The organism is Clostridium sp. KNHs205 (assembly GCF_000702945.1).
Lineage (GTDB): Bacteria > Bacillota > Clostridia > Lachnospirales > Lachnospiraceae > Anaerocolumna.
In genome coordinates, this window is record NZ_JNLE01000003.1 from 1,739,240 (window position 1) to 1,761,416 (window position 22,177).

Annotated in this window: 15 protein-coding genes; 11 read left to right on the plus strand and 4 right to left on the minus strand. The window is 43.0% G+C overall.

Annotated elements, in window-relative coordinates:
- Window positions 1-6 precede the first annotated feature (6 nt).
- The 4 genes from BR73_RS0107420 to BR73_RS0107435 all read left to right on the plus strand — a co-directional run bounded on the left by BR73_RS0107420 (window position 7) and on the right by BR73_RS0107435 (window position 5,144).
- Window positions 7-687: an ABC transporter ATP-binding protein gene (locus BR73_RS0107420; RefSeq protein ID WP_033165021.1), complete on the plus strand. Its 681-nt coding sequence runs from the start codon at window positions 7-9 to the stop codon at window positions 685-687.
- The gene (locus tag BR73_RS0107425) at window positions 650-1,558 is read left to right on the plus strand and encodes an ABC transporter ATP-binding protein (protein ID WP_197032630.1); all 909 of its coding nucleotides are present in this window, start codon (window positions 650-652) and stop codon (window positions 1,556-1,558) included. Before BR73_RS0107420 ends, BR73_RS0107425 begins: the two co-directional genes overlap by 38 nt.
- A 160-nt stretch (window positions 1,559-1,718) precedes the next feature.
- Complete coding sequence (locus BR73_RS0107430) at window positions 1,719-3,935, plus strand: glycoside hydrolase family 95 protein (RefSeq protein WP_033165022.1); 2,217 nt, start codon at window positions 1,719-1,721, stop codon at window positions 3,933-3,935.
- 84 nt (window positions 3,936-4,019) lie between these two features.
- On the plus strand, window positions 4,020-5,144 hold the full coding sequence (locus tag BR73_RS0107435; protein WP_033165023.1) for an alpha/beta hydrolase-fold protein: 1,125 nt from the start codon (window positions 4,020-4,022) through the stop codon (window positions 5,142-5,144).
- Window positions 5,145-5,307: 163 nt separating this feature from the next.
- On the opposite strand, the gene BR73_RS27220 is transcribed toward BR73_RS0107435, so the two are convergent.
- On the minus strand, window positions 5,308-6,087 hold the full coding sequence (locus tag BR73_RS27220) for an AraC family transcriptional regulator (protein WP_051685037.1): 780 nt from the start codon (window positions 6,085-6,087) through the stop codon (window positions 5,308-5,310).
- A 322-nt stretch (window positions 6,088-6,409) separates the two neighbouring features.
- Here BR73_RS27220 and BR73_RS0107445 point away from each other — a divergent pair, with 322 nt between their 5' ends.
- The 4 genes from BR73_RS0107445 to BR73_RS0107460 all read left to right on the plus strand — a co-directional run bounded on the left by BR73_RS0107445 (window position 6,410) and on the right by BR73_RS0107460 (window position 13,280).
- Complete coding sequence (locus tag BR73_RS0107445) at window positions 6,410-8,074, plus strand: glycoside hydrolase family 43 protein (protein ID WP_242860636.1); 1,665 nt, start codon at window positions 6,410-6,412, stop codon at window positions 8,072-8,074.
- A 35-nt stretch (window positions 8,075-8,109) separates the two neighbouring features.
- The gene (locus BR73_RS0107450; protein WP_033165024.1) at window positions 8,110-9,657 is read left to right on the plus strand and encodes a glycoside hydrolase 43 family protein; all 1,548 of its coding nucleotides are present in this window, start codon (window positions 8,110-8,112) and stop codon (window positions 9,655-9,657) included.
- 33 nt (window positions 9,658-9,690) lie between these two features.
- Complete coding sequence (locus BR73_RS0107455; protein ID WP_033165025.1) at window positions 9,691-11,544, plus strand: histidine kinase; 1,854 nt, start codon at window positions 9,691-9,693, stop codon at window positions 11,542-11,544.
- 80 nt (window positions 11,545-11,624) lie between these two features.
- Window positions 11,625-13,280 carry a response regulator gene (locus BR73_RS0107460; RefSeq protein WP_033165026.1) on the plus strand — a complete coding sequence of 552 codons (1,656 nt, stop codon included), beginning with the start codon at window positions 11,625-11,627 and terminating at the stop codon, window positions 13,278-13,280.
- 1,059 nt (window positions 13,281-14,339) lie between these two features.
- On the opposite strand, the gene BR73_RS0107470 is transcribed toward BR73_RS0107460, so the two are convergent.
- From BR73_RS0107470 to BR73_RS0107480, 3 genes are all read right to left on the minus strand, one after another.
- Entirely contained in the window at window positions 14,340-15,440 is a 1,101-nt protein-coding gene (locus BR73_RS0107470; RefSeq protein WP_033165028.1) for a Gfo/Idh/MocA family oxidoreductase, read from the minus strand.
- Window positions 15,441-15,450: 10 nt separating this feature from the next.
- Window positions 15,451-16,173 (minus strand): ThuA domain-containing protein, encoded by a 723-nt coding sequence (locus tag BR73_RS0107475; RefSeq protein WP_033165029.1) that lies wholly within the window; start codon window positions 16,171-16,173, stop codon window positions 15,451-15,453.
- Between the two features lie 287 nt (window positions 16,174-16,460).
- Window positions 16,461-17,516, minus strand: coding sequence for a Gfo/Idh/MocA family oxidoreductase (locus BR73_RS0107480; RefSeq protein WP_033165030.1), 1,056 nt, complete (start codon window positions 17,514-17,516; stop codon window positions 16,461-16,463).
- A gap of 205 nt (window positions 17,517-17,721) precedes the next feature.
- Here BR73_RS0107480 and BR73_RS0107485 point away from each other — a divergent pair, with 205 nt between their 5' ends.
- From BR73_RS0107485 to BR73_RS0107495, 3 genes are all read left to right on the plus strand, one after another.
- Window positions 17,722-18,549 (plus strand): AraC family transcriptional regulator, encoded by an 828-nt coding sequence (locus BR73_RS0107485; RefSeq protein WP_033165031.1) that lies wholly within the window; start codon window positions 17,722-17,724, stop codon window positions 18,547-18,549.
- 522 nt (window positions 18,550-19,071) lie between these two features.
- Window positions 19,072-20,037 carry an endo-1,4-beta-xylanase gene (locus BR73_RS0107490; RefSeq protein WP_033165032.1) on the plus strand — a complete coding sequence of 322 codons (966 nt, stop codon included), beginning with the start codon at window positions 19,072-19,074 and terminating at the stop codon, window positions 20,035-20,037.
- 431 nt (window positions 20,038-20,468) lie between these two features.
- Entirely contained in the window at window positions 20,469-22,163 is a 1,695-nt protein-coding gene (locus BR73_RS0107495) for an extracellular solute-binding protein (protein WP_033165033.1), read from the plus strand.
- Window positions 22,164-22,177: the final 14 nt, after the last annotated feature.

A 22,177-nucleotide genomic window follows, 5' to 3' on the forward strand; every position in this document is an offset into this window, starting at 1 on the left:
TCGGATATGAATCAGATAATGAAAACCAGTGGAATTAACAGATATTTTGCAGTTCCCGGCGGAAACAGTCTTCATGTTCTAAAGGATATAACCATGGAAATTCCGGAGGGAAAGCTTACAATCTTAAAAGGGCGCTCCGGTTCAGGCAAGACGACCCTGATGAATATCTTAGGGGCCCTTGATACGGCTACTTCCGGAGAAATACTATTTGACGGTGTACGTCTGGAGGAACTGGGGGAAAGGAGCCGCTGCAGGCTCAGAAGAACAAAGATGGGATTTATTTTCCAGTCGGTTGCCCTCATACCCACCATGAATGCTTATGAAAATGTGGAATATATGCTCCGGATGGCAGGGATAAAAAAGAATCGGAATGACAGGGTGAAAGAAAGCCTTAAACTGGTAGGGCTGGCAGGCAGAATGGATCATATGCCCCAGGAGCTTTCCGGAGGAGAACAGCAAAGGACTGCCATTGCCCGTGCAATTGTCCATAAACCCAGAATCATCTTTGCAGATGAACCTACGGCAGAGTTGGATACGAAAACGGCTCTTCAAATTGTTAAGATTTTCAAGAACCTGACGGAACAGGAAGGAATAACGGTACTGATGACAACCCATGACACGGATCTGATGGAAATGGGAGACAGGGTATATGAGCTGGAGGATGGTGGTTTTATTGGAAGAGAATAGAGAGGCTTATATGATTCAGTGCGATAACCTGGTTAAGATCTATAAGACCAGAGACAGCGAAGTGCTGGCCCTGCAGGGACTGGATATGACAGTCCGGCCCGGGGAGCTTTTGGCAGTAGTTGGTAAAAGCGGCAGTGGAAAATCCACCTTTCTAAATATGATAGGAGGACTTGACAAACCCTCTGCGGGTAAGCTGATGGTGGACGGTAAAAATCTGTTCACCATGACACAGAAGGAGCTTGTGGAATATAAGAAAAAGACAGTGGGATTTGTCTGGCAGAACAATGCCAGAAATCTTTTCCCTTACCTGAATGCATTGGAAAATATACAGGTTCCCATGCTGTTTACCGGAGAAAAGCAGCGAAAGGAAAAAGCTTTGGAGTTACTGGAACTGGTAGGGATGTCTCACCGCAAATATAATAAACTGGCGGAATTATCCGGAGGGGAACAACAGAGGATTGCCATCGCCATTGCCCTGGCAAATGCTCCGAAGCTTTTATTGGCGGATGAACCAACGGGGTCGGTGGATAAAAAGACCTCTGACTATATTCTGGATATTTTCAGAGAACTGAACAGAAGTAAAAAGACTACCGTCCTGATTGTAACCCATGACAATGCCCTGGCAAGAAAAGTTAACCGCGTTATTTCCATCCAGGACGGTAAAATCAGCAGTGAACTTCATGCAAGATATGATCTGGAAGCTTTGAAGGAGCTTGCCTGGGAAGAGGGGCATGAAGAATATACCATTCTGGACAGGGCAAACCGCCTGCAGCTGCCTTCGGAAATGCTGGAGAAGATGGGGGTTCAGGACAATAAGGTGATATTGGAATTTGAACAGGACAGGATAATCATTAAGGCGGTCTCCTCCTAACGGGTTGTTCCGGCACTACATTGCATTTCACTTAATTCAGTACCTGCTGTTTGCACTGTTACTGTATTGCTGTAGAGGCTTACAACCAATAAAAAACATAATTTAATGAGTTCAGAATAAGGGAACACACATAGCAGAATAGCGAAAGGAGACAGAAAAAATGAGCAGATTGTGGTATGAGAAGCCGGCAGCCTTATGGGAAGAGGCACTTCCTTTGGGAAACGGAAGAATGGGGGGAATGGTATTTGGCGGTATCAGGGAAGAGCACCTGCAGCTCAATGAGGATAGTGTGTGGTACGGCGGTTACATTGACCGGAACAATCCCGATGCTCTTAAAAATCTTCCCAAGATCAGAAAGCTGATTTTAGAGGGAAAAATCAGAGAAGCGGAAGAACTGATGATATATGCACTGTCCGGGACACCTCAGAGTCAAAGGCCTTATCAGTCTCTGGGAGATCTATATCTGCGTTTTTCCGGAATAGAGGGAGAAACGCAGGCTTATGAACGCAGTCTTTCTGTATTGGATGCTGTACATTGTGTGAGCTTTCAGGCGGGTTCCGGTAATTATATACGGGAGACTTTTTTCTCCTATCCCGATAATGTAATGGTAATGAGACTTACCGCAGAGAAAAAGGGCGGAATCTCCTTTTCGGCACTCCTTGTAAGGGAACGTTATTATGATCATGCCCTGGGGATAGACAAGGATACCATCATGCTGGACGGAAACCTGGGACAGGGCGGGCTGGAATTTGCCATGGCGGTAAAGGCAGTTACAGAAGGCGGTACCTGCGAAGTAATAGGAGAACACCTTATTGTCAGAGAGGCAGATGCGGTAACACTGTTATTTACTGCAGGGACCACTTTCCGGTTCCCGGATCCAAAAGCAGCACTGGAGGATATACTTAAGAAAAGTTCAGGGTATTCCTATGAGGAATTAAAGGCCCGTCACATAAAGGATTACAGAGAGCTTTTTCAAAGGGTGGAATTTCAATTAAATGGAGCGGAGGAAGCAGATAAGCTGCCTACGGATAGACGTTTGGCTGCCCTGCAGGCAGGGAAAGCAGATATAGGCCTTGCAGGACTTTACTTTGATTACGGTCGTTATCTGCTTATTTCCTGCAGCCGTGAGGGAAGCCTTCCGGCGAATCTGCAGGGAATCTGGAACAAAGATATGCGCCCGGCCTGGGATTCCAAATATACCATAAACATCAATACAGAAATGAATTACTGGCCGGCAGAGGTCTGCAATCTGTCCGAATGCCATACACCGCTCTTTGACCATATTAAGCGAATGGTACCAAAAGGCAGGAAGACGGCGGAAAAAATGTATGGCTGCCGGGGTTTTGTTGCCCACCATAATACGGATATCTGGGGAGATACGGCAGTTCAGGACCATTGGATTCCTGGTTCCTACTGGGTGATGGGAGCCGCCTGGCTGTGCACGCATTATTGGATGCATTATGAATATACGGGAGATGACAAATTCCTGGCAGAGGTCTTTCCAGTGATGAAGGAAGCAGCTTTATTCTTTCTGGATTATATGATAGAGGATAAGGGGTATTTAAAGACCTGTCCCTCTGTTTCGCCGGAGAATATTTACATACTGCCGGATGGCACCAGAGGCGCTGTTTCTGCCGGAGTTACCATGGATAACCAGATTCTCAGGGATTTATTCAATCAATGTCAGAAGGCAGCAGAAATCCTTCATATTCAGGATGAGATTACGGAGCAGATCGGAAAAGCCATAACGCAGCTGGTACCTACAGGAATCGGAAGATATGGACAGATACTGGAATGGGCGGAGGATTATGAAGAACAGGAGCCGGGGCACAGGCATATCTCTCATTTGTATGGACTTCATCCCTCGGATCAGATAACGGTGGATGGTACACCGGAGTTAGCCAAAGCTGCCAGTCTGACCCTGGAGAGAAGACTGTCCCATGGAGGGGGTCATACCGGCTGGAGCCGTGCCTGGATCATCAATCTCTATGCCAGGCTGTGGGATGGGGAAAAGGCCTTCTATAATCTGGAGCAGCTTTTTTCTAAATCCACACTGCCTAACCTTTTTGACAATCATCCACCTTTCCAGATAGACGGAAACTTTGGAGGAACCGCAGCTATAGCTGAAATGCTGGTACAGAGTACCATGGAAAGAATCGTACTTTTGCCGGCATTGCCAAAAGCCTGGAGGGATGGAAGCGTAAAAGGACTGCGTGTAAAGGGAGGAGCCAGTCTTTGCCTGGAATGGCAGGAGGGCTGTTTGACTGGCAGCAGCCTAAAGGCAGACAAAGAACTTCATACCACTGTAGTCTATGGAGAGTACAAGGAAGAAATCCATCTAAAGGCAGGAGAAGAAAAACAACTTATGTTCCATTAAAATAACATAGGGTATTCTTTTTACCCCCTAGTCTGATTGCTCAAATAACAAATCTATTTTATAATAAAAGGGAGGGAAATATCTATGAAAAAATCAGGAATTATTATTTTAGGACTGCTGTTAATCAATCTTTTGGCAGTGTCCTGTTCCGGTAAAGGTACCGATAAATCTGAAGAGAAAAATACAGGTAAGGTTAAAAACACAGAGTTACCAGCTGCCGAGGCTGTATCCCCAGCTGCTGAAGACAAGGACAAGGAAGCAACAGGAATACCGGAAGCCATAGCAGCAGAAGCAGCAGCGATAAAGGATTCCGAAGCAGAAGCAGAAGAGCGTAAGAAAGCAGAGGAGGTGAAAGATGGTGACGAAAAAGCATCTCTTAGCGAGGGTATACCCGGGAAATACACAGCATTATCTAAAAATGGAGGGAGCATTGAACAGATTACTTATGAATCAAAGGATTATTATGGAAATGGTGAACCGGTGACCAAACCGGCTTATGTCTATCTGCCACAGGGGTATGATAATAAAAAGCAATATAACGTTTTGTACCTGATGCATGGTATTGGTGGCAATGAGAAGGAATGGGGAATGTTTCAAGATTCCTCCACCGTGAAATGTATCATGGATAATCTCATAGGCTACGGGGATATCGAACCCTTTCTGGTGGTAGTACCCAATGGGCGTTCTTCCGTTAATTTTGCGGATACTGCCTCGGATTATAACGCCTTTTATCTGTTCGGCCAGGAGCTTAAGAATGATCTGATTCCCTATATTGAGGCCAATTATGCAACCTATGGAAAGTATGATGTAAAAGGTTATGATCTGACGGAAGCAAGAGACCACCGTGCAATGGCAGGTCTGTCCATGGGAGGTATGCAGACCATCAACATCGGGTTATGTGAGAATGCCGATATTATAAGTTATTTTGGTGCCTTCTCTGCCTGCCCGACGACAAATACCTCGGCGGTAACAGCAAAAGCACTGGAGAAATTCAAGGATTATGATATCAATTATTTTTATAATATCTGCGGTACCTCAGACGGTATTGCCTGGCCCAGTTCAACAGCTGCAGTAGACCGTATTACGGAACTGACAGATAAGTTCACAGAAGGTAAGAATTATTTGTGGAAAGAGGTAGAAGGAGGAGGCCATGATTTTAATGTCTGGTATCTTGGCTTTTATCACTTTGCACAGCTTGTATTTCGTTGAGTAAGCTGAGCCTTAATTCACAGCAGGATTTAAGCAGAACCATAAATATCATTTACCGGGGTATTACAGTTTTTAACCGGGTGTGTCTGAAAACTCTTTGCATCATTCTGAATACCCCATTTGTGGTTTTCTGCAAAACCATATTTATGCTGGACTCACCGGATCAATATAATTTCTTACGAAAAGCCCCCGGAGTCAGACCGGTGCTTTTCTTGAACTGGCGGATAAAATGGTAGACATCATTATAGCTTAATTCCTGTGAGATCTGTTTGACGGACAGATCCGTTGAAGTCAGAAGAACTTTGGCCTGGGCAATCTTGGTATTGATTACATCCGTAATACAGGTCACACCAAAGGCTTTTTTATACATTACCTGAAAATATGCATGGGATAAATGAGCCATTTCTGCAAGTTCTTCCACTGTCCATACTTTTTCGGGAGAATTCAGTATCTGGCTGCGGACGGATAAGAGATCATTATAATGGGGCAGTCCGGTATTTTTCTGCTGCATAATGTCCCACTGCTCGCCTACTTTAATAAGTAAGATGTAAATAAGGTGGGTAGTAATCCGACTGGAATATTTGTTGCTGGGGGTATCCTCCTGCTGAATGTGGCTAAGGATGGAATGGATAAGACTATCCTTTGAAATATGAACCGGTACATTCAAAGGAAAGAGCAATTCATTCATGAAAGTATTTTTATCCTTCACAGCAAAATGCAGATAATCATCCATATAAGTCAGTCCCGTGGGAAAATATTTGTGAGGAGTATTGCTGTTTATAAGAATGGCAGATGGTACAGTTATGGTATATACACGATCGTCAATTACTAATGTACTCGGCGTTTGTATATATAAAAACAGGTAATCTATCAGGCCGTTGGGACGTTCCATTACAAAATCGCTTCCGTGGATGCAATCCAGGGCTATATGGTGTATGTACATATTATTTTCTCCCTCAAAAAAATAATCGAATAAATAAAGTTTCAAAGAATATATCAACTATATGCAATTATACAGCATTGAGGTATGGCAATCAAGTACTTATAATGATAGTATGACTGCCGTGCCGGTATTTTTTCAACTACATATTCACGAAAGAGGATAGATTGAAAATAAAAAGCATTTTTCAACTACATATTCAGGAATATCAAATCAATAGATTTGATATTCACGAAAGAGGATAGATTGAAAATAAAAAAACATTTTCAACTACATATTCAGGAATATCAAATCAATAGATTTGATATTCACGAAAGAGGATAGAATGAAAAAAATCAGTAAAGCTCTGATAGTCGGGATACCACTGTTTCTGCTGCTTCTTGCTACTACAGCCTGCAGCGGAGACGGGTTGAACCAAGGAGGAGAAATGGCCGCAGACAGGACCGAATCAAAAGACCTTTTAAAAGATGGACAAAAAGCGGAAGAAGGCATTCAAAAGGACCTTGAGGAGGAGAAAAGCCAGAATACGGAGGAAAAGCAATTGACTGAAGGAATGGATATCACATTAAAAGGAGCTCTTAAGAGCTTTGGAAACAAGAATCCGCTAATGACCCAGAGACTGGGAGCTGATCCCTATGCCCTTGTATATCAAGACAGGGTATATATCTATATGACGGGGGATGTAATAGAATATGACGCTGATAAAAAAGCCAAAAACAACAGCTTTGGCAAAATAAACACTATTAATGTTATTTCGTCATCTGATCTGGTCAACTGGACAGATCATGGTGCCATCAAAGCGGCAGGCTCTCTGGGAGCTGCTAAATGGGGAAATAATTCCTGGGCACCGGCTGCGGCTTATAAAGAAATAGATGGTAAACCAAAATTCTTTCTGTATTTTGCCAATGGCGGGAACGGTATCGGTGTTTTAACGGCGGATAGTCCCATCGGGCCATTTACGGATCCCCTGGGTCATGCCATTGTATCCCGCTCCACACCCAACTGTGCCAATGTGGCCTGGTTGTTTGACCCGGCTGTACTGGTGGATGACGATAACAAGGCTTATCTGTATTTCGGTGGAGGAATTCCGGGAGAGAATTTTGCAAACCCAGGTACGGGAAGAGCTGTACAACTGGGAGATGATATGATAAGTCTTGCCGGCGATCCGGTGGCCCTTGATATTCCTTATCTCTTTGAAGATTCAGGTATCAATAAGATTGGAGATACCTATTATTATTCTTATTGCTCCAACTGGAATGTAGACCAGGAGGCAACGGATAAGTTAGGTTTTGCCAGTGCAGAAATTGTATATATGACCAGTAAGAATCCATTAGGACCCTTTACCCTCCAGGGCTCCATTCTTAAGAATCCCGGAATATTCTTCGGCTGCTACGGCAATAACCATCATTGTATGTTCCGTTTTAAGGATCAGATGTATATAACGTACCATACACAGATATTGGAACAGCTCTTAAAGATAAAGGGCGGTTACCGCTGCACCCATATCGATCCGGTAACAGTAGGGGAGGATGGGCAGATTGAGAAAATCACTGCTACGAAAGGCGGAGTCACACAGGTGGGAAGCCTGAATCCCTATGAGAAAACAGAAGCTGAGACCATTGGAACCATGGCCGGAATCACCACAGCCCTCCTGGAGGAAAATGGAGAACGGAGCGGCACTGGCAACATGGCGGTAACGGACATGAAAGAGGGAAGCTGGCTTGCAGTGTACGGAGCCGACTTCTTCGAAAAAGGAGCTGAGAGTTTTACTGCTGCGGTCAGAGCTTTGGAGGGAAAGCAGGGAGGAATTCAGATACGGCTTGACAGACCGAACGGCGATATCGTCGGATACCTTCCAATAGAAGCGGATTCTTCAGGAGAGTTCAAAGAAATCAGTACAGAGCTTTATCAAAAGATAACCGGTAAACATGATCTGGTTTTTGTATTTACCGGAGAAGGCTATGAGCTGGATTACTGGTACTTTCAATAACAGAATCCGCAGGGATGGAAAGGCAGGACAGGAAGATGTTCAGTAAGAACCCTATTATATGGTCCGATTATCCGGATCTTGACATTATCAGAGTAGAAGACACCTATTACATGATCAGTACTACCATGCACTTTATGCCTGGCGGTGCCATATTAAAGTCGTATGACCTGATCCACTGGGAGATGGAGAGTTATGTCTATGAGACCCTGGATAATACACCGGGGCAATGTCTGGAAGAAAACAAAAGTATCTACGGCAAAGGAATGTGGGCAGCATCCTTACGCTATCATAAAGGCAGTTTTTATGTATGCTTTGTTGCCAATGATACAGGAAAGACTTATCTATACACTGCCAGGGATATCAAAGGACCCTGGAGCAAGCAGTATATCGAAGGATTTTATCATGATTGCTCCTTATTGTTTGATGAGGATGACAGAGTGTATATCTTATATGGAAACAAAACCCTGTATCTTACAGAGCTGAACGAGGAACTGACTGCCCCGAAAGAAGGGGGGCTGCACCGAATTCTTGCCACAGATACCGGGAAGGTGAATCTGGGCTATGAGGGAGCTCATCTTTATAAGATCAACGGTAGATATTATGTATTTCTCATACACTGGCCGGCGGAAGGAACCAAAAGAAGAACTGAATGCTGCCTGATGTCTGATTCCCTGGAGGGTGAATTTACAGGGAGAGATATATTGGATGATGATATGGGTTACCACAATGCCGGAGTTGCTCAGGGTGGTATCGTAGATACACCGGAGGGAGAATGGTATGGTATGCTCTTTCAGGATCATGGTGCCATTGGCCGGATACCTGTACTGGTGCCAGTACATTGGGAACAGGATTTTCCGGTATTCGGAGTAGATGGAAAGGTTCCCCTTAAAATAGAAGTACCAAGCACCAGACCGGAGTACCGATACAAGCCCCTGGCAGACAGTGATGACTTTAAGTATCTCCCGGAGGAAGACGGGAAGATTCATTTAAAGAAGGTTTGGCAGTTTAATCATACACCGGATAACAGTCTTTGGTCGGTAACCGAAGAGCCGGAAGCATATCGTATCCGTACCGGCAAGCTAAGTCCCAATGTTTTACTTGCTGTCAATACCCTTACTCAGAGGCTCATGGGTCCTGTCAGTGAAACGAGTGTAACGGTCTGTGGCAGCGGCTTAAAGGACGGTGATTTTGCGGGAATCTGTGTCTTACAGGGATGTTACGGCTACATAGCACTGACGAAGGAAAAGGAAAACTATTACCTGGTAATGACAGGGAAAGAGCTGACCAGGGATGAAAGCATATGGGGGCCGGAAGGGGGAGATAAAAACCCCGGAAGGGAATATGAGAGAATTCCCATCAATGGCAGCCAGGTTACTCTTAAAATCATCAGTAATTTTGAAAATAATAAGGATGAGGCTGATTTTTATTATTTAAGGGGGCAGGAGTGGTGCAGGCTTGGTATTACGCAGAAGTTGCATTTTCGCCTGGATCACTTTACCGGAGCCAGGGTAGGACTATTCTGCTATTCCACCAGGTTTACAGGGGGAACAGCTGATTTCAGGCAGTTTACCTTTCACTGTTAACAGAGTAGTTTTAAGCAGATATATGAGGCGCTTATGAAGAGTTTGGGAAAGTTGGTCAGCTTAGCCATCAGAAGCAGGAAATGGCGGCACAATGTTTTTGAGAGCCTTCTGGAAATACTAAATAACAAAAAGATAAAGAGCAAAATCACTTATGTTTATATATTGTGTGTTCTTCTGCCCACAGTGGTAACTAACCTGATCCTTTTAGGGAGCAGCTTCCGGTTGTATATCAATGAACGAAATATAAATATTAACAATATTGCGGATTCCGTCAGTCATGACATCGTAAAAGCCCTGGAAAGTGCAGTCTATGTAACGGTAGATTTATATACCAGTGCCTCCATAAATGATTTTCTTGAAAGAAATTACGAAACGGACAGTGATTATTATGAAGATTACAGAAAGGTCTTTGACAATTATGTTTTTTATGCAAGTACAAAGCATTTGGTCAATGATATTACTTTCTATTCCGATAATGCAACTATGATAAACGGGGGTAAATATTACCGGATAGATTCCATCCAGGAGGATGAATGGTATCAGAAATTCAAAGAGGCGGACACAGATCTTTATGTTTATCCCTATTATCAGAATACCCAGAATATCAATAACAAGAAGCGAATGATTTCGGTTATCCGCAGGCTTAATTATCTTGGCGTAAAGGAAAGAGAGAAGATCGTAAAACTGGATCTCAATTATAATCAAATCAATGAATCCATTAACAGTTCAGCCTTTGACACTAAGGTTTATCTGTGCAACCAGGACAGAATTATATTTACCAATGATCCGGAAGAGGGGAATCTTAATAATGATTACCCTATAAGCACCCTTGGTGACCGGAAGGATATCCAGGCTACCCGCAAGTTCAGTGTATACGGCATTGACTGGGAGGTATATGTTACTGGTTATAAGGCGGATTTCATGGCCTATCTTAAAAGAAATCTGTGGCTGATGTCAGTGCTTTTTCTGGCAGATGCTCTGATACCTGCTGTTATGCTGGCGTTGTTCAGCAACTCCATAACCAGAAGAATACTGCTTTTAGGGGAGTATCTGGAGAAGGTAAGGAATGAGAACTTTGAACTGCTGCCTTACGGAGATGGAAAGGATGAGATTGGAGACTTACTGGTCAATTACAATCATATGACACTTAGAATGAAGACCTTTATTGAAAATGAATTAAAAAGTAAATTAGAGCAGCAGGAATTGGTAATGGCAAGACAGCAGGCAGAACTACAGGCACTTTCCAGCCAGATCAATCCACATTTTCTGTTTAATGTGCTGGAGAGTATCCGGATGCACAGTGTTCTTAAAGGAGAAGAAGAAACTTCAAGGATGATTGAAAGCCTTGCGAAGCTAATGCGAAAAAGTGCCGACTGGGGGACGGATAATATTACGCTGGAACAGGAAATCGGATTTACCAGGGATTATCTGGAACTGCAAAAGTATCGTTATGGTGATGGGTTTCATTATAAAATCAAATTAGAGGAACAATTCTATTCCTTAAGGATACCAAGCCTGGTGCTGGTAACCTTTGTTGAAAATTCCTGTGTCCACGGATTGAACAGGCCTGGGCATAACGGCTCGATCTTTTTATCCGGTTATGAAAAGGATGGATATTTCTATCTGGAAATTGAGGATACAGGAATCGGAATGGACGAAGTACAGGTAAGGAAATATGAAAAGCGGCTGAATGAAGCCGGAATTCAGGAATTGCAGAAATCAGGGAGTCTTGGAATGTTGAATGCCAGTATCCGTCTGAGGAAATTCTGCGGAGAGGGAACCCGTATCTTAATAGAAAGTGAACCAGGAGAAGGAACCTGTATTATTATTCGATTACCATCGGATTATATGTACAGAAACCAGGCTGGTACAAGGGATATGAATTAACGGGTCATTCGGCTGGTCTGATAACCGTTTAAAGTACTTTTGATTCCTTGCACTGGTTTGTTGAAAAGGGGGAGGTCATTATGGAGGAAGAGAAAGATCTGTTACTGAAGGTTCTTTTGGTGGATGATGAACCATTCATCCGTAAAGGACTGGCGGCACTTATTGACTGGGAAGCGGAAGGTTATATCATAGCCGGAGAAGCACAAAATGGCATTGAAGCAATCGAGAAGCTTTCATGTGAGGAATACCACCTGGTCATCTCGGATATCAAGATGCCGGATATGACTGGGATAGAACTGATCCAGTACCTGAAGGAAAAGAAGCTATCCCAGGCAAAGTTTGTTTTCCTGAGTGGTTTCTATGAATTTCAGTACGCAAAATCCGCAATATTGTGGGGGTGCAGCGACTATGTCTTAAAACCCATACAAAGGGAGGAACTGCTGAATATCCTTCGGAGAATCCGAAGCAGTATTGAGGAAGAAACGGGCGGACTTAAAAAACGTAATATCTGTGAGAAGGCCTATCTGGATCGAAACCTCCTTGCTTTATTGTGGGGGAATTATGATGAAATCAACCTGAATTATGCCAGAACCAGATTGCAGCCGGAAGGAGAAGTACGATATATCCACCTGGAAATCTGTCTGTCCGATGAAAATTTCATGGGACTGTCCGAGGATAAGAAAAAGGAACAGCACAGGAAGCTTTACAGCTATGCAGGCCTCCTCCTAAAGAATTATTCCGACCGGATCATATTTGGGGCTACAAAACATACCGTGTGTTATGATATCGGAATACTCTACAGTACCTTTATGACCGGAGGAAAAGAGGATGAGGAATGGTTTGACTGGCTGGTAAAGGAATTAAAGGAGCGATTGGGTTATGAGATCGTTGCCTGTGCCGGCAGTTGGGTTTCTGGAATTGAAGGGCTTGCGGATTCCTTTAAGGAAGCTTCCATGATGCGGTTCTTCCGATTTGACCAGAAGATCGAAAAGGACTCCGTAAACCGCAGCGGGATAAGGAAAATGCAGCCGAAGAATCAGGCAAGGAATCAAAAGAAAAATTCCCAGGAAGAATATTACAGAAAAGAACTGGACTGTCTGATTCATGGCATTGAAACCTGTGATAAGACTTTTATCAGAGAGAATGCCGGAAGCCTTTACCGGCGGATGATGGATAAATGTACAGATACAGAGCTTATTGGTCTGAATATCCAGTACTATCTATACAGACTTCTGGGTTTGGCTTATGAAATTGAAACCGATATTAACCAGGAAGAGGTTATGAGTTATATCCAGGAAGCGGCCTTTTCAACGGGTATGCCTTGGATTAATGAGCTTAAATTCCGGAAATTCGCAGAGGATTACGCCGATTATCTGGTGCAGTTAAGACAGAATTCCGCCAGAGGAGTCATGAGTCAGATTGAAGCTGAAATTGAAAGCAATTATGCTGATAATATAAGTCTGAAATCCCTGGGGGAGAAATATTACCTCAACAGTGCTTATCTTGGACAGATCTTTAAGAAAAGTTATGGTTGTTCCTTTAAGGAATATATTAATGGTGTCCGTATTCGAAAGGCGGCAGAAATGCTGCTGCGAACGGATGAAAAGGTTTATGAGATTGGGGAAAAAGTGGGTTATAAGAATATGGAGTACTTTATCAATAAGTTTGAGGGGATTTATGGAGTTACGCCGGCCAGGTTTAGGAAGAGGAATTATGAGGCGCTTAAAGAAGCGTAGGAAAGCCATAGGAAAGTATAAAAAGGCTGGGTTATGGCAAGGGGACGGCAAAAGGTACAAACCAGAAAACGTATGCTTCAATTCCAAGGTATAAGAAGTCCTAATTCTCTGGAAATTTTGTGCTGGACATATTATCAAACAGATAACTCGCTTCGCTCAGACAATCTGTTTGATAATATAGCACAAAATTTCCAGAGAAAAGGACTTCTAATACCTTTCCATAGGCGCATTCGTTCTTCTGGTTTGTACCTTTTGCCTGTGTACTTAGTGAAGAACGACGTTTAGAAACTTGGATCATTGGAAGTAAAGCTATTGGAAGGAATAATCATTTTAGAGAATTGCTTTTATGGATAATTTTAAGCAAGGCTTTTGGAAGTTAAATCATTTCAAAGTATGAATTTGGAAGCTTGAATCATATTTTAAGGAATGGCTTTGGAAACTTATATTATTATAAAAAATGGCTTGTGGAAGTTAGAATAATTTCAAAGTAAGGCTTTTGTAAGCATGAATCATGTTTGAAGAATGGCTTTTTGTATGCTTAATCATGTTTTAGAGAATGGCTTTTGTAAGCATGAATCATGTTGTGAAGAATGGCTTTTATAAGCTTGAATCATATTTTAAAGAATAGCTTTTGTAAGCTTAAATCATGTTTAAAGAATGGCTTTTGTAAGCTTGAATCATATTTTAAAGAATGGCTTTTGTAAGCTTGAATCATGTTTTAAAGAATGGCTTTTATATGCTTAATCATGTTTTAAAGAATGGCTTTTGTAAGCATGAATTATGTTTAAAGAATGGCTTTTGTAAACTTGAATCATGTTTGAAGAATGGCTTTTGGAAGCTTGAATCATATTTTAAGGAATGGCTTTGGGTAGCTTGCTTCATATTGAAGGAGACTTCGTAAGCACAACCATATTATAGAGAAGAAAGGGTATGCTTCTGGGGAGAGAAGAAGTGAGCTTTTTCTTTTGTTAAGCAGGCTGTAGCTATTAGTAGTAATCAGTTCTTCTGTAACTACAATGAGACAGCCTGCTATTTTGTTGCTATAAAAGTAAGACGGATTTATTGTAGAATACCCGTTACCGGATGGGCTACCATGGGATTCTCACGGCTGAAGACAGATTCCAGATCAACAGCTGAACGGCGTTTACTGCTGGTCTCAAAGGCTTCCATGGCTTCCAGTACATGAAGAGTCTGGTGGTAGCCAGCTCTGGGGGCACGACCTGTTTCAATGGCTTTTGCCATATCGGCAAGCCCAAGTCCTCGGCTGTTCTGGGCGTAGTCAAAGAGAAGGGGGATTTCCTTATAGTCCCCTTCCTCCTGTCTTAAGAGGGAAATTGGACCGCCAAAGGTATTCGGATCGGGAACCAGCAGGGTTCCTTCTGAGCCGTAGATTTCCAGTCTGGCCTGGCCTTTATAATGTACGTCAAAGGTGGTGAAGAGAGTTCCGATGGCTCCGTTTTCAAATTCCAGGATTCCGGTGGTATAGGTGGGAACCTCCACCTGGATTTTTTCTCCGGCTTTTGCTTTGCTGGTGATTGTACGCTCTGTAAAGGAAGTTCTTGCAAGTCCGGTTACGGAGCGGATGCCTCCCAGGAGGTTTGTCAAAGCAGTGAGATAATAGGGACCCATATCGAACATGGGGCCGCCGCCGTGCTTGTAATAGAACTCTGGATCTGGATGCCAGCTCTCATGACCGCGGCAGATCATAAATGCAGCAGCTCCAATGGGTTTTCCGATAAAACCGGTATCAATGAGTTTTCTGCAGGTCTGTATTCCTGCTCCCAGGAAAGTATCCGGAGCTCCTCCCAGATACAGCTGTTTTTCCTCTGCTATTCTTACAAGCTCCAGTCCTTCGGCATAGGTGGCAGCCAGAGGTTTCTCGGAATAAACATGCTTGCCGGCTTTTAATGCCTCAAGGCTTACCTGATAATGCTCATAGGGTCTTGTAAGATTCAGTACGATGTCTATTTCTTTATCTGCAAATAATTCATACATGGTATCATAGATTTTGGGTATGTTGTACTCCTCTTTAGCTTTCTCAGCCTTTTCCTTTACCAGATCGCAAAGGGCAACCAGTTCCACTTCTTTGTAGAGCTGGGTCAGATTCTTTAAATAGATGCCGCTGATGTCACCGACACCGACCATTCCAATTTTTAGCATGGCTTCCTCCTTAATACATTTTGGCATTGTTCATAAATCGCTCAGTGGTAAGACCGTGGTCCAGGGCATATTGCTTCCCTTCTCCTGCCCATAGCATTCCCCGTTCCATTAAGACCTGGGCTTGCGGGGACTTGTCAAATACATCATCGTGATGACCCAGTGAGGTATAGAATACTCTGCCATTACCCCAGTATTTTGTCCAGGCGACAGGCATATCCACCGGTTTGTTGGAGATGTGGTAATAATTGATCAGAGGGAACCTGGTGGTAGCCAGAATTTCAACAGCAGGATCTATATGGAGATAGTAGTGCTCACTGCAAACGGGAAAATCCGTAAGCCCTTCTGTAATAGGGCTGGAACCATGACAGATATTAACGGTATATTCGATTCCGTCGCCTCCCGGATGGCTTATCCACTGTCCGCCGGTAATAAACTGCCATTCCGTATTCTGGCGGAAGGAATCACACATACCGCCATGGCAGCCTGCAAGGCCTACGCCGGAACCTACTGCTTCAGAAAGATTTACGACGTATTTATGGTCAATTTCACCCATGGTCCAGCAGGAGACGATCAAATCAAGTTTCTTCAATTCTTCTGCATCTGACAGACAATCCAGATTATCTTCTATTCTTACCTCGTAATTATTCTTTTTTAATAGTTCTGCAAAACGACTGGATACCAGAACAGGCTCATGTCCATCCCAGCCACCCTGGAAAATCAATGCTTTTTTCATATGATACCCATATCGCAGGAGGTCCTGCGGTATTGCCGCCTGACGAATTATCGCCAGGATTTAAAGGCAACCTTTCTTCTAGATTTTTCTTTCAACAGTCTGCCACTCGTCCCGGCAGTGCTGCTTGATTACTATAATTCTGAAATATTTCATAATAAAAGAAATCTCATAATAATGATAATTATTATGCATAAATAATCTTCCTAAAGAGTCAAAAGTCAACCAGAACTTTTGACTCTCCAGTAATCTTTAAGTATTTTATTTAATCTCTCATAAGATCTCCTCTGCTATATAAGACAGCGGATACCTTTACCGGAGTCCTCTGATTCAAAGACCTTCTCAATCACCTTCATGACTCTCAAGGCCTGTTCCGGTTTGACAATCAAAGCTTCTCGCCCTTCCATAACAGCGACAATATTCTGGTAGTAATCGCTCCAATCTGTTGTCACATCGGGTAAAGCAAGTACTTCTGTGGTATATTCGGGTCTTGGAGCCATTGTTCTGGTAGGGCCGGCCTCGGTGTAAACGATATCCTCGCTCCAGGCCATCTCAGAATCCGCCTTCAGCTTGACCAGCTTACCCTGACAGCTCCAGTCTTCAATAACAGCAGTTCCGTCAGTACAGGAAATGTGCCAGCGGGGATTGTTGATAAGACAATTGGTGGACATTTCACAGAGGGCGGAAACGCCGTTCTGAAAGCGCAGCAAGATCTTGATGTTATCCTCCACTTCGTCTGAATATAGGTTGAACAGGTGAGCCTGAACGGATACTACCGGTGAATCAATAAGAGTGAGGAACTGGTCTAAAAGATGGACACCCCAGTCAAGGACCATACCCCCTCCGTTTACCTTATGACCCCGCCAGCCATACATGGCCCTTCTGGAACCCTGAACACGGCTTTCTATAAAATAGGGTTTACCCAAAGTTTCCTGTTCCAGAATGTTCTTTACTATCACAAAATCCTTATCCCAACGGCGGTTCTGATGAATGGAGAATATTTTACCGCTGGACTCTGCTGCTTCCATGATCTCTTCCAGCTCCCGGACATTCATGGTAACCGGTTTTTCGCAAATAACATTCTTTCCGGCCTGTAAGAGTGCAATAGCATAATCCTTGTGAAAATTATTTGGAGTCGCAATGGTGACCAGATCTATTTCACTGTCTGCAAGGAGCTCCTTGAGATCGGAATAGACATACAGATTCTGTCCGGCGGCTTTTTCACAGGCACTCTGCTGAATGTCAAGTATCCCTTTAACCGTTATATCAGGTATTCTGGATGAGACATTTTCTGCATGCCAGCTACCCATACCGCCATAACCGATTATGGCCATTTTATATTTCATAAGTAATTTTCCTCCCGATTCTATAAGTAAAAGCTAATAGTATTATAGCATTTCATATGGTATAATACTTGCCAACGGAGAGAAAATATTGGACAATTATTGCGGTTTGTATCTGTATGGGATGAAAACGTGAACAAAGCCAGCCTCTCTGTTATCTTATCATCTTATCTGATAGCCCGGAAGGGACTGGGGTAAAGGGGAAGCTATGAAAATATTTTATGAAAACAGTTCAGAAAGATTTTTGTTCCAGGTATTGGATGACTTTACTTTTCCGGCACATTTGCATGGCGGGCTGGAATTGTTTCTGGTACAAAAGGGGGAAATGGAGATAACGGTAGGAAACACCAGCCGGGTCCTTGGGGAAGGGGAACTGAGTATCGTCTTTCCAAACAGGATACATAGCTATGATACAGTAAGAGCAGCAGGCGCCTCCAAAGGAACTCTGATTCTATGTCCTGCGGCTATGGGAGGGGATTTTATGTCTGTCTTAATGGCGAACCATCCCGCGGTCCCTTTTCTGACCGGAGGCATGCATCCGGATATAGCCTATGGAATCAGTTCTCTTTTGAAGACCCGTCCGGACATAGCAGATGATATACCGGTAATCAGTGCATATATACAGCTGATCCTGGCAAGAGCACTGCCAGCATTGAAACTTGTTAAGAACCGGGACAGCAATTCACCTGATATAACGGCTCAGCTTGTTACCTATCTATCGGAAAACTATACGGAGCAGGTCACCTTGGATTCACTGGCAAAGCGGTTTGGCATCAGCAGATATAGTATATCCCGAATATTCAGCGAGAAGCTTCATACCAGCTTTTCAGGATATCTGAATACCCTTCGGATTGATTATGCCAAGCTGCTGTTACAGGGCAGTGGTCATGATATCCTGACCATCAGTCTGATGTGCGGTTATGAGAACTCAAGGACCTTTAACCGGGAATTCAAGCTGCTATGCGGCTGTCAGCCCAGAGAGTATCGAAAAAAACGCCTGCATTTACACCAAAATAATAATCTGCCAGTAGGATAAAGCTGGTATTATGTTTGAATTCTTTTTGTGAATCACTATGGCCATATACCCAAAATAGCAAAATATGATAAGCAGGCAGCTATTGATGAGAGGATATTCTGTTTTTATTTTATTATGCTGTTTATGGGCTGTATCAGTTACGAGGAATATTTGAAGAACTCGTGCACCGGCCAAATCTCCACTTTATGCCAGTCGTCTGAAATGTATTGCACCTTTTGAAAGGCTCTGTAATTCGGTGTTCTGCGTCACATTTTGGGAATGTAACACCACTGCATAATTACCCTGTAGTATTTCATAAAGGTATTCCGTAAAGTGAAACATCCCGCGGTACAGGCAATTTTCAGACACACTCTGGGTGAAGAAAATTTAATAAAGCAGCAGTAAAACGTTAAGTAATTGCAGCAGGTTCCCATGGAGGGTAAGAACGGTGCATGCAGTTTCGAATAGGTCTGTAATAAATACGCTCCCTAGTATAAATAATGAATATCCGATGTAAGCTGGCTATTCAGAAAAGAGGGTATGATGGAGAGCTTAAAAGAAAAGTACAGAGATTATTTTGAAGTAGGGACGGCTGTCAGTGCAAAAACAGTAATCAGCCACGGAGATCTTATCAGAAAACATTTCAGCAGTATTACCTGTGAAAATGAAATGAAGTATGCCAGTGTAACAGCTGGTAAGGACTTCTATGATTTTAAGACTGCGGATATGATAGCAGAATTTGCTGCCGCAAATAATCTGACAATGCGGGGGCATACCTTTGTATGGCATAATCAGACACCTCACTGGGTGTTTGAGGACACGGACAAGGCAGGGCTGTTGAAGAGAATCCGAAATCACATGGCGATGGTGGGCGGAAGGTATAAGGAACAGATCAGCTGTTGGGATGTGGTTAATGAAGCTGTTGAAGACAAGCAGGAAATGTTCCTTCGCCAGAGCAAATGGCTTGAGATTCTGGGTGAAGGGTATATGGATGAGGTCTTTTTAGCAGCAAGGGAAATACTTCCGGATTGCAAATTGTTTTACAATGATTATAACGAAACGAATCCGGATAAGCGCAGTAAGATCTACCGGATAGTTAAAGGTATGAAAGACAGGGGAGTACCCATTGACGGCATCGGAATGCAGTGTCATTGGAATATTTATGGACCATCCCTGGAGGAAGTCAGAAAAACCATTGAAATGTATGCATCTCTTGGTGTCCGGCTGCACATAACCGAACTGGATATATCCCTGTTTGAGTTCAACGACAGAAGCAGGCTTGATAAGCCTTCCGGGGACATCCTGGAGAAACAGGCGGTGGTCTTTGACAATTACTTTAAATTATTCCGGGAATACAGGGAGGTTATAGACAGTGTAACCTTATGGGGAGCTGCAGATGACAGCACCTGGCTGGATAATTTTCCGGAAAGAGGCAGAAAGAACTGGCCGCTGCTCTTTGATGAAGACCATAATCCCAAAGAAGCATTTTATCGAATTATGAATTTCTGACAAAGAACAGTATTAACTGGAGCATTGTATTTTAAATAATATTGCGGTAAGAAGCCTTTTGGCTTTCCTCTACACCGGCTGAAAGAACCATTACCTATTTCGTGTGCATTAAACATAAAATGTTTGTTTTAGCATACAAAATCGGCAGCATGTCTTTCAGGCAGTGCATTAAAGAGAAAGCCAGGAGGCTTCTTACTGTTTTGTATTCATTTTGGATCAGCCATAAATTCTGGCTATAAACTTATGATAAAACCGAATTAGCAAGTTATGGTTAAATTCATAAAAATGCATAGAAAAATATAAAATACTGTTTTTCATTTGTACATATATACTTTGTAGTGGTTTTATATGAAATTTGTATGATTAATGTATTGTGCAGAAATGCTAAAATATAGTTATCACGGAAGTGAAAAAATCTTAGGAGGATTGTTATGAAAAAGCGTTTTATAGCAGTTTTGATGTGTGTCATGCTGGTAACCGCATTATTTGCAGGATGTGGTAAAAACGATGACAAAAACAGTAAAAATTCTACTGAAACCGGTGGGGCAGCAAAAGAAATCAAGGAGTTCACGGCCTTTTTCGACAGACAGGGAACAGAACTCAATAAGAACAACGTTGTACAAGATTTAATTGCAGAAAAAATTGGGGCGAAATGCAAAGAAACCTGGTTAACGGGACAGACCGCAGAAGAAGCAGTGGGTATGCTCATTGCCAGCGGTGAGTATCCGGATTTTATCAATTATACACAGCAGCTTTATGATGCAGGAGCATTGGTAGCGCTGGATGATTATCTGGATAAATATCCAAATATCAAGAATTTCTGGAATGATATCCAGTGGAATTCCTTAAGACAGCCTGACGGACATATTTATTCCATTCCTCAGTTCGGTAAGATCAATGAAAAACTCATGGATACCCAGAATAACGGAGAAGCATTCTGGATACAGACAAGAGTATTAAAATGGGCTAATTACCCTAAGATCGAAACCCTGGATGAACTGTTCAAGCTCCTGGGAGATTATTATGCAGCAAATCCTACCATGGCTGATGGTTCCTCTGTCATTCCCTTTGAGATCCTGGCTTATGACTGGTATTATTTCTGCCTTGAGAATCCGCCTCAGTTCCTGGACGGACATCCCAACAACGGATCTGTAATTGTGGATCCTTCAACCTTTGAAGTTATTGATTATAATACAACACCTACCGCAAAGAGATACTTCCAGAAGCTGAACGAGGAATATAAAAAAGGTATCATTGATCAGGAATTTATGACCATGAACCACGACCAGTTCTTAGAGAAGGTTTCCTCCGGACGTGTACTTTGTATGGTAGAGCAGCATTGGGATTTCAATACTGCTGAAGAAGCAATTAAGACACAGAAACTCAATGACTGTACTTATGTTCCCTTAGGAATTACCATTGATCCCGGTATGCAGGAGCAGTACTATGCTGCCAATGAAGCAATGGCTCTTACCGGAGGCTTAAGTATTACTACAAGCTGCAAGGATGTGGAAGGTGCTCTTCAGTTCGTCAATGATCTGCTGGATCCTGAAATCGTGACTCTGCGCAGCTGGGGTATCGAAGGAACAGATTACCTGGTAGGAGATGACGGACTCTACTACAGAACCCAGGAAATGAGAGATAATGGTGTTAATGCTGACTATAAGGCTTCTAATCTTTGCGGTTACGGATATTTCCCTAACTTCTCAGGTATGAATCCTGACGGAAAGAATGCCATGACACCAGATACCCAGCCCTCTGAATTCTTTGAAGGCTTATCAGCAGAGGTACAGGAATGCCTTACCGCATATGGAGCCAAGACTTATGTGGAAATGCTGGACTACAATACAATCGATGGTATGGAACAGCCCTGGTATCCTATGTGGTCTTTCTCCAACAATTTAACGACGGAGACACCGGGAGGTCTTGCCTGGACCAAGATGGGAGATACCAAACAGGAATATCTGCCACAGGTAGTTATCGCAGGTGATTTTGAAGCTTCCTGGAATAAATACATGGATGCCTACAGTGCCTGCAAACCGGAAGATTTCTTAAAGGAAATGCAGGAGGAAGTATATAACCGTATTGAAAAGGTTCAGGGTAAGGATGTAAGACCCGCCAAATAACCTGTAAGCTGCGA

What these genes read in the sequence shown, in the direction of transcription:
- BR73_RS0107420 (WP_033165021.1), top strand. Translation starts at nt 7, where the DNA reads ATGAATCAGATAATGAAAACCAGTGGAATTAACAGATATTTTGCAGTT.
- BR73_RS0107425 (WP_197032630.1), top strand. Translation starts at nt 650, where the DNA reads ATGAGCTGGAGGATGGTGGTTTTATTGGAAGAGAATAGAGAGGCTTAT.
- BR73_RS0107430 (WP_033165022.1), top strand. Translation starts at nt 1,719, where the DNA reads ATGAGCAGATTGTGGTATGAGAAGCCGGCAGCCTTATGGGAAGAGGCA.
- BR73_RS0107435 (WP_033165023.1), top strand. Translation starts at nt 4,020, where the DNA reads ATGAAAAAATCAGGAATTATTATTTTAGGACTGCTGTTAATCAATCTT.
- BR73_RS27220 (WP_051685037.1), bottom strand. Translation starts at nt 6,087, where the DNA reads ATGTACATACACCATATAGCCCTGGATTGCATCCACGGAAGCGATTTT.
- BR73_RS0107445 (WP_242860636.1), top strand. Translation starts at nt 6,410, where the DNA reads ATGAAAAAAATCAGTAAAGCTCTGATAGTCGGGATACCACTGTTTCTG.
- BR73_RS0107450 (WP_033165024.1), top strand. Translation starts at nt 8,110, where the DNA reads ATGTTCAGTAAGAACCCTATTATATGGTCCGATTATCCGGATCTTGAC.
- BR73_RS0107455 (WP_033165025.1), top strand. Translation starts at nt 9,691, where the DNA reads ATGAAGAGTTTGGGAAAGTTGGTCAGCTTAGCCATCAGAAGCAGGAAA.
- BR73_RS0107460 (WP_033165026.1), top strand. Translation starts at nt 11,625, where the DNA reads ATGGAGGAAGAGAAAGATCTGTTACTGAAGGTTCTTTTGGTGGATGAT.
- BR73_RS0107470 (WP_033165028.1), bottom strand. Translation starts at nt 15,440, where the DNA reads ATGCTAAAAATTGGAATGGTCGGTGTCGGTGACATCAGCGGCATCTAT.
- BR73_RS0107475 (WP_033165029.1), bottom strand. Translation starts at nt 16,173, where the DNA reads ATGAAAAAAGCATTGATTTTCCAGGGTGGCTGGGATGGACATGAGCCT.
- BR73_RS0107480 (WP_033165030.1), bottom strand. Translation starts at nt 17,516, where the DNA reads ATGAAATATAAAATGGCCATAATCGGTTATGGCGGTATGGGTAGCTGG.
- BR73_RS0107485 (WP_033165031.1), top strand. Translation starts at nt 17,722, where the DNA reads ATGAAAATATTTTATGAAAACAGTTCAGAAAGATTTTTGTTCCAGGTA.
- BR73_RS0107490 (WP_033165032.1), top strand. Translation starts at nt 19,072, where the DNA reads ATGGAGAGCTTAAAAGAAAAGTACAGAGATTATTTTGAAGTAGGGACG.
- BR73_RS0107495 (WP_033165033.1), top strand. Translation starts at nt 20,469, where the DNA reads ATGAAAAAGCGTTTTATAGCAGTTTTGATGTGTGTCATGCTGGTAACC.